At 41.3% G+C, this 6,232-nt stretch carries 6 protein-coding genes; 3 read left to right on the top strand and 3 right to left on the bottom strand.

Annotation, left to right across the window (positions count from 1 at the left end; genetic code table 11):
* Positions 1-205: hypothetical protein (locus RMY64_RS03750; protein ID WP_322699337.1), on the top strand; the 205-nt coding region annotated here is incomplete at its 5' end.
* Between the two features lie 639 nt (positions 206-844).
* On the opposite strand, the gene rtcA is transcribed toward RMY64_RS03750, so the two are convergent.
* From rtcA to RMY64_RS03735, 3 genes are all read right to left on the bottom strand, one after another.
* Positions 845-1,894: an RNA 3'-terminal phosphate cyclase gene (gene rtcA, locus RMY64_RS03745; protein WP_322699336.1), complete on the bottom strand. Its 1,050-nt coding sequence runs from the start codon at positions 1,892-1,894 to the stop codon at positions 845-847.
* A 145-nt stretch (positions 1,895-2,039) separates the two neighbouring features.
* Positions 2,040-3,386 (bottom strand): FAD-binding oxidoreductase, encoded by a 1,347-nt coding sequence (locus RMY64_RS03740; protein ID WP_322699335.1) that lies wholly within the window; start codon positions 3,384-3,386, stop codon positions 2,040-2,042.
* Between the two features lie 183 nt (positions 3,387-3,569).
* Entirely contained in the window at positions 3,570-4,232 is a 663-nt protein-coding gene (locus tag RMY64_RS03735; RefSeq protein ID WP_322699334.1) for a GIY-YIG nuclease family protein, read from the bottom strand.
* Between the two features lie 169 nt (positions 4,233-4,401).
* Here RMY64_RS03735 and RMY64_RS03730 point away from each other — a divergent pair, with 169 nt between their 5' ends.
* Together RMY64_RS03730 and RMY64_RS03725 are read left to right on the top strand one after the other, a co-directional pair.
* On the top strand, positions 4,402-5,328 hold the full coding sequence (locus RMY64_RS03730; protein ID WP_322685185.1) for a sugar ABC transporter permease: 927 nt from the start codon (positions 4,402-4,404) through the stop codon (positions 5,326-5,328).
* 65 nt (positions 5,329-5,393) lie between these two features.
* Positions 5,394-6,221, top strand: a complete 828-nt coding sequence (locus tag RMY64_RS03725; RefSeq protein WP_322685186.1) for an Rpn family recombination-promoting nuclease/putative transposase — start codon at positions 5,394-5,396, stop codon at positions 6,219-6,221.
* Positions 6,222-6,232: the final 11 nt, after the last annotated feature.

Genomic DNA, 6,232 nt, shown 5'->3' with positions numbered 1-6,232 from the left:
AGTTCAAACATTCGTCCAGAAAGTTCAAACATTCGTCCAGAAAGTTCAAACATTCATCCAAGAGCATAATTTACTAGATGCAAGAGTCTCATACCCGATTGGGCATAACCACAGTCAACAAAAAATATCTCTGTATTTAGTGCCCCATACCCCATGCCCAATTCCCAGTCTTTTGTATTTGCGATCGCAAACTGACTTAACTTAAATATATACCTTTAGTAGAGGTAAATTCAAAGGCTATATTCGATATTTAATTAAATAGTAAATATTAAGAACAACTAAACTCAGTTTTAACTCTACTTGCGATCGCCTTGTAAATTTGTCATTTGCTTATTCTTACAACAAATCTGGCTTTACAGGATTGATTGCAAATGTCCTAGAGTGAGTATCAAAACTTCTCTGTTTTTACTTATATAAGCTCCTTTGCCTCATTTCAGCTATTAGAAATGAGGCATTTCCTATGTTGCTATACACCCACGCATAATTTTGTCAACGGGAATATAGGCCAATACGGTTCAGTTAAGCAAATTTATCTGTTAAGGCAGGGGGAGCAGGGGAGGCAGGGGAAGCAGGGGGAGAGAAAAAGCTTAACTGAACTGTATTAGAATATAGGCAAAGTGTTATAGGACTCATATTTGATTTTTGAAAAAAACTCAGTACACCTTTATTCCTTCTTCCCAGTCCCCAGTCCCTAGTGCCTACGATTAATTCAGAAATCAAATCGAATTGCTATAGTATTGCAATGTATTTTGCTTAACCTAGTATATTGACTTATCTCTAAACTTGAATGTGGCATTGATACTACAAAAATTAAGACTCTTAAGAAAGTGTTTAGTCTTTAATCTTATCCACTAATTACAGGACTCACGGACACGATTTTCTCAGCTTCATCTACTCTAATCTCCGCCAGCCCAAACTGTTCAATAACTGCTGCATTTGTCGTCAAATGCCTACTTACTTCAGCTACTCGATAGTGACTTTCTTGTGAAGCTAAAGCAGCCGGCAATAATAACTGATCTGCTAAATGTTCATCCACCGGTGCGCCGGTGTAATGAAACTCAAGCAGTTGCTGACAAGCAATCTCTGCAACTGTTTCCGCCGACAACCGCAAACGCCCAAATCCACCAAACCCAGTTAAGCTATTCTGATACTCAGCAGTTAAAAAAATACCCGCCCCAGGTGCCACACCTCTTTCTCGTAAAGTCTGTACAGTAACCTTTAAATGAGCTTCCCGTAACAAATTCTCCGCACGATTAGCCATCCGTTGCGGAATATGGGAAGGCAATTCCGTCACCACTGCTAGTCCTCGCACCTGTTGTAAATCGCCCCGTTCCAGCAAGTCGATCCCACCGAGTTTACCACCGCCATCCACCTGTAACTCTACCTCGCCCCCACCTTGGGGATACCACCCCCAAGCGCCTAACTTGACTTGGGCTTCTACACCCATGCGTTGCAGTATGGGCAGATAAACTTGCTCAATATACGTCGCTGTCGGGCTAAAATTCACATGAGTTCCACCCTTTAGTGTCACCAGGGAATTGCCAGATGCTAGTGCCAAAGGTAAAAGAATTGTTTGAAGAACTAGAGCGATCGCACCCGCAGAACCACCTTGTTGTGCTTTACTAACATCAAAGGTATAAATTCCCGCTTGCACAGCACTACCTGGGATGAATTCTAGCAGCATTGAACCCAAAGCATCACCTCGTAGTTGGGCATTACAAATTCTCGCCGCCGCCCGAACTGCTGTTAAGTGTTGCGCTGCTAATCCTGGCTTTTTGCGTCCAGCGCGAATGCCTGTAATTCGTATGGGTTCGCCGGTAATGGCGGCTAGACTTAAGGAAGTGCGAAGAACTTGTCCGCCTCCCTCTCCGTAGGAACCGTCAATTTCAATCATGGGCGATTATTGGAATGTTGGATTTTGGGTTATCCCCACGGCTGTTAAAATCAAACCACAAATTATAAACGCCCAACAGCTAGCTTTTTAGAGAGAGGTTACACAAATATACAGAGAAATTTCTGATACGTGTTTCTGTAGTTTGCTAATTTTGAGCTTGGAATTGAAGAACCTTGCTTTTACCGGGGTTCATCAACCCATAAGGATCGACTATTTCTTTAAATTTTAACTGCTCAGGATCGATAAATTTTCTGCCGCCGTCTTCAATAATATACGTATGAGGATTGGCAATACTCACACCCTGTTCTTCGTGATAGCGGATAATTTCATTGAGGCGTTCTTCTGTGGTGTAGCGCACAAGTTGCAATGCACCAGGAACTACGACACCATTCACCCGAAAAAATTCTAAATGCATCATTACCTCATTGCCGAAGTAATTATACATCTGCTCTACTAGTTGCAAACTGCAATCATTAGGAAAGAGACTTTGTAAGTATGTAATACCAGCATCTACACTCCGGGCAAGTAAGGTAGTGTGGTTCCAGGAAAATTCCGCTAAATGTGTACCTTTAGCTGCTTCCTCAGCTGGTTTTTTATATGTAATTTGTCCGCCGTATTGCTGCACCAAAGCTGGTAAGAATTCCAAACTCGGTTCAGAAATTATCAAGAATACTGAGTGACTTCCTTCAGGAATATACTCTTGTAGTGCGTGAAAATATTGGGAAATTGGGGATGCAAAGACAGAAATCAACTTCTTAATCATGCCATCAGCATTACCAATTGCCTGACCAAACTTTGCTGCTGTCATAAAGTCGTCAAAGGTGACAATGACTTCTGCCCAAGGATAAGCTGGCCCTAAAGGAATTTCGACTTCAGTGATGATGCCATTAATTCCCCAAGCATGAATTACCTTTTGGACATCATCGCCGCGTAATGCGATCGCACGGGGTTCATCTTCTACAGTTATCACCCGCAATGCTAAGATATTACCGCGATCGGCTAACATACCATATTGGATCGAGCCAATACCGCCACTTCCTCCAGCAATAAATCCGCCAATTGTGGCAGTGCGGTACGTAGACGGAGCCATACGAATTTCCCAGCCAATTTCTCGTGTTTTTTTATCCAAAGCTGCCAACTTCACCCCAGCTTCCACCCGCGCCACTCCCGGTTTTACCCAAAGAATCTCTTGCAACCGCGTCATATCCAAAATTACGCCACCGTGCAACGGTACACATTGCCCATAATTCCCAGTTCCCGCGCCTCGCACAGTTACAGGTATACGATGTTTTGCACAGGCGGCTGCAACTTTTAAAACCTCTGCTTCATTAGCGGGACGCACTACGATATCCCCAACTTTTCCCTCTAATTTCGACACTAACACAGGGCTAAAAGTGTGATAATCCTGGGATAATTTTGCGACTTGAGTAGAGTCAGTAATAGTTTCTATACCTTCTAGAGAATTAATCAGAGCATCTAATTTTGTCGTCATATATATCCTTTTTTAACGCAGAGGAACGCAAAGGTTTACGCAAAGGAACGCAAAGAATTCACTCCTCTGCGAACCTTTGCGCTTCCCTCAGCGCCCCTTTGCGTTTTAAAATCTTCTCATCTTTCACAAAACTTTCATGCCACTTACTCAAAAAGTCAGATAGCGCACTCAAACAGACAAAAATCAATACTTAGTTTCCTGTGTCTGTGCGTCAATAATTACACTCCAGTCATCGTTTTTCACAGCAGCTTCAAGTTGACGTTGACGTTCGGCTTCACTCGCATCTATTGTTTCTAACTCTTTAGAAAGGGTTGTATCAGCCATTGCTTTCCGCAGTTTTAGCTTTTTTTCCTCGTAGGCTTGAAGTTGGGCTTCTGACATTACCGCCTTAGTCGCTTCACCTACCGTACTAGCCCACATTCTGCAATCAGTTGCATTACCAGGTGGCGTACTTTCAAGTTCTGCTATCCACGCATCTCGCAAATCTTCCATTTCTTGACGCTTGGGAAACTTGAATGCTTGCACGCGTACAAAAGCACACTTTTGCTTGCCATTTTGGCGAAGATGGCCGTTTAGGGAAAGCAACACATTCCGAGAATAGCCAATGTACTGCGTGTGACGTTCTGCATCTAATACTGCGTAAACTCCGGCAATTTTAGCGTTCTGAGCAGCCACACTCCAAGCCTCAAAGCCAATGATTTCAGTACCATTGTTTGCCAGATCGGGAGTTATACTCACTTCAATGGCGGCGTGTTCGTTATCAGAACTATACAAAAAATCATGCAGTCCACGGTGGTTTATGGGGACATTTTGATGTTCAATTGGCGGATTGTGCTGAGTTTCCATTGCAATTGATCTCCAAGTTATTAATTAGCGATGTCTACGACGAACTTCTTTACGAGAGGCTACGCCATTGCTTACACAAGCAAATAATGCCCTTAAAATATTGAAGCTTAAATCTACTCACATCTCCAAATTCTTGTTTTGACAAAGCAAAAACAACTATTAAATTCTTATGAATCAATTGATACCTAAAAATTGGATGTTCATTAAACAGCGGCTTACCCCTTATTTGTTCTTACTACCCGCCTTAGTTCTTTTAGGCTTAACTGTCTTTTGGCCTGCATTGCAAGCCTTTTACCTCAGCTTTACCAGTTATGAAGACATTGCCCAGCCGCCACAATGGATAGGTTTCGCCAACTTTCTCAAGCTTTGGAAGGATGCAGTTTTTTGGAAAACTTTGGAAAACACTTTTTTATATCTTGTAGGTGTAGTACCAATTTTAGTAATCGCTCCCTTAGTACTGGCAATTTTGGTAAATCAGAAACTGCGGGGAATGAATTGGTTTAGAGCAGCGTACTACACTCCAGTAGTAATTTCAATGGTGGTTGCGGGAATAGCTTGGAAATGGCTGTATGCAGAAAACGGATTACTGAATCAGTTATTTAAAGCTTTAGGTATTTTTCCAGAAGGTATTCCTTGGCTAACTAGCCCAGCAAAAATTTTTGGCATTGTACCAATTTCTCTTGCCAGCGTCATGGCTGTCACCGTGTGGAAAGGATTAGGCTACTACATGGTGATTTATTTAGCGGGGTTGCAATCAATTCCCGCTGATGTGTACGAAGCCGCAGCCATTGATGGCTCTGATGGTATCAGCAAACATTGGGATATTACCATACCTTTAATGAAGCCATATTTAGCCTTAGTGGCAGTAATTTCGGCTATTTCTGCGACCAAAGTGTTTGAAGAAGTCTACATTATGACTCAAGGAGGCCCACTCAGTAGCTCAAAAACGATTGTTTACTATTTATATGAGCAAGCTTTCAATAACTTGGAAATTAGCTATGCTTGCACGATTGGTTTAGTGCTATTTTTGATAATTTTAGGATTATCAATTTTGCGATTAGCTATTAATCGGCAAGGTGATGATATCACAATTTAATAAATTTAGAAAAATCATCTTCTCTCAGCCCCGATAATCTGAAAATATTCAAATATCGAGAGTGCATGAAAACAGACACGATTTTTTACACCTTATTCCAAACTCTTCCAGGTGTGTTATTTGAACTTTTGGAACAATCGCAAGCTTTAGCATTACACTACCAATTTACCTCAGTAGAAATCAAAGAACTAGCACGTCGTATCGATGGCTTATTCTTACCCAAACCTGACTACCCAGAAGACACAATCTATTTTGTTGAGGTACAGTTTCAGCGCGATGATGATATTTACTGGCGAATAATCACAGAAGCTTTCCTCTATATCAATCAATATAAACCTCAACGTCGCTGGCAAGCAGTATTACTTTTTGCTCAACGTAATCTCGATCCAGGTATACCATTCATTTATCAAACATCATTAGCTCCACAGCAAATTCGTATAATTTATTTAGACGAATTAGATAATGTACCATCATCTTCGATTGGGCTAGGCATAATTAAGTTAGTAGTTGCAGCCGAAGATCGAGCCGTACAGCAAGCGAAAAACTTGATAAAACAAGTACAACAAACGGATGAAGCTAACCGTAGCAATCTTTTAGAATTAGTAGAGAGAATGCTTATCTACAAATTTGTAAACAAAAGTCAACAGGAGTTAGAAGCAATGTTTGGATTAACCGACTGGAGACAAACTAAATTTTACCAGGAAGTAAAAGAAGAAACAAAGCAGGAAGTAAAAGAAGAGGTTCGCAAAGAAACAAAACTCAATACTATACCCCGTCTACTTAAGTTGGGTTTAAGTATAGAGCAAATTGCTGAAGCATTAGAATTGGATGTTAAACAGGTACGACAAGCTGTTGAGAAGCAAGGAGAAGAGGGAACAGGAAGTAATTCGTAATTGAAGAGATT

The sequence above is a fragment of the Nostoc sp. DedQUE08 genome (genome assembly GCF_034530895.1).
GTDB lineage: Bacteria > Cyanobacteriota > Cyanobacteriia > Cyanobacteriales > Nostocaceae > Nostoc.
Note: the sequence above shows the minus strand (reverse complement) of the source record. Positions and strands in the feature narration are given on the sequence as shown.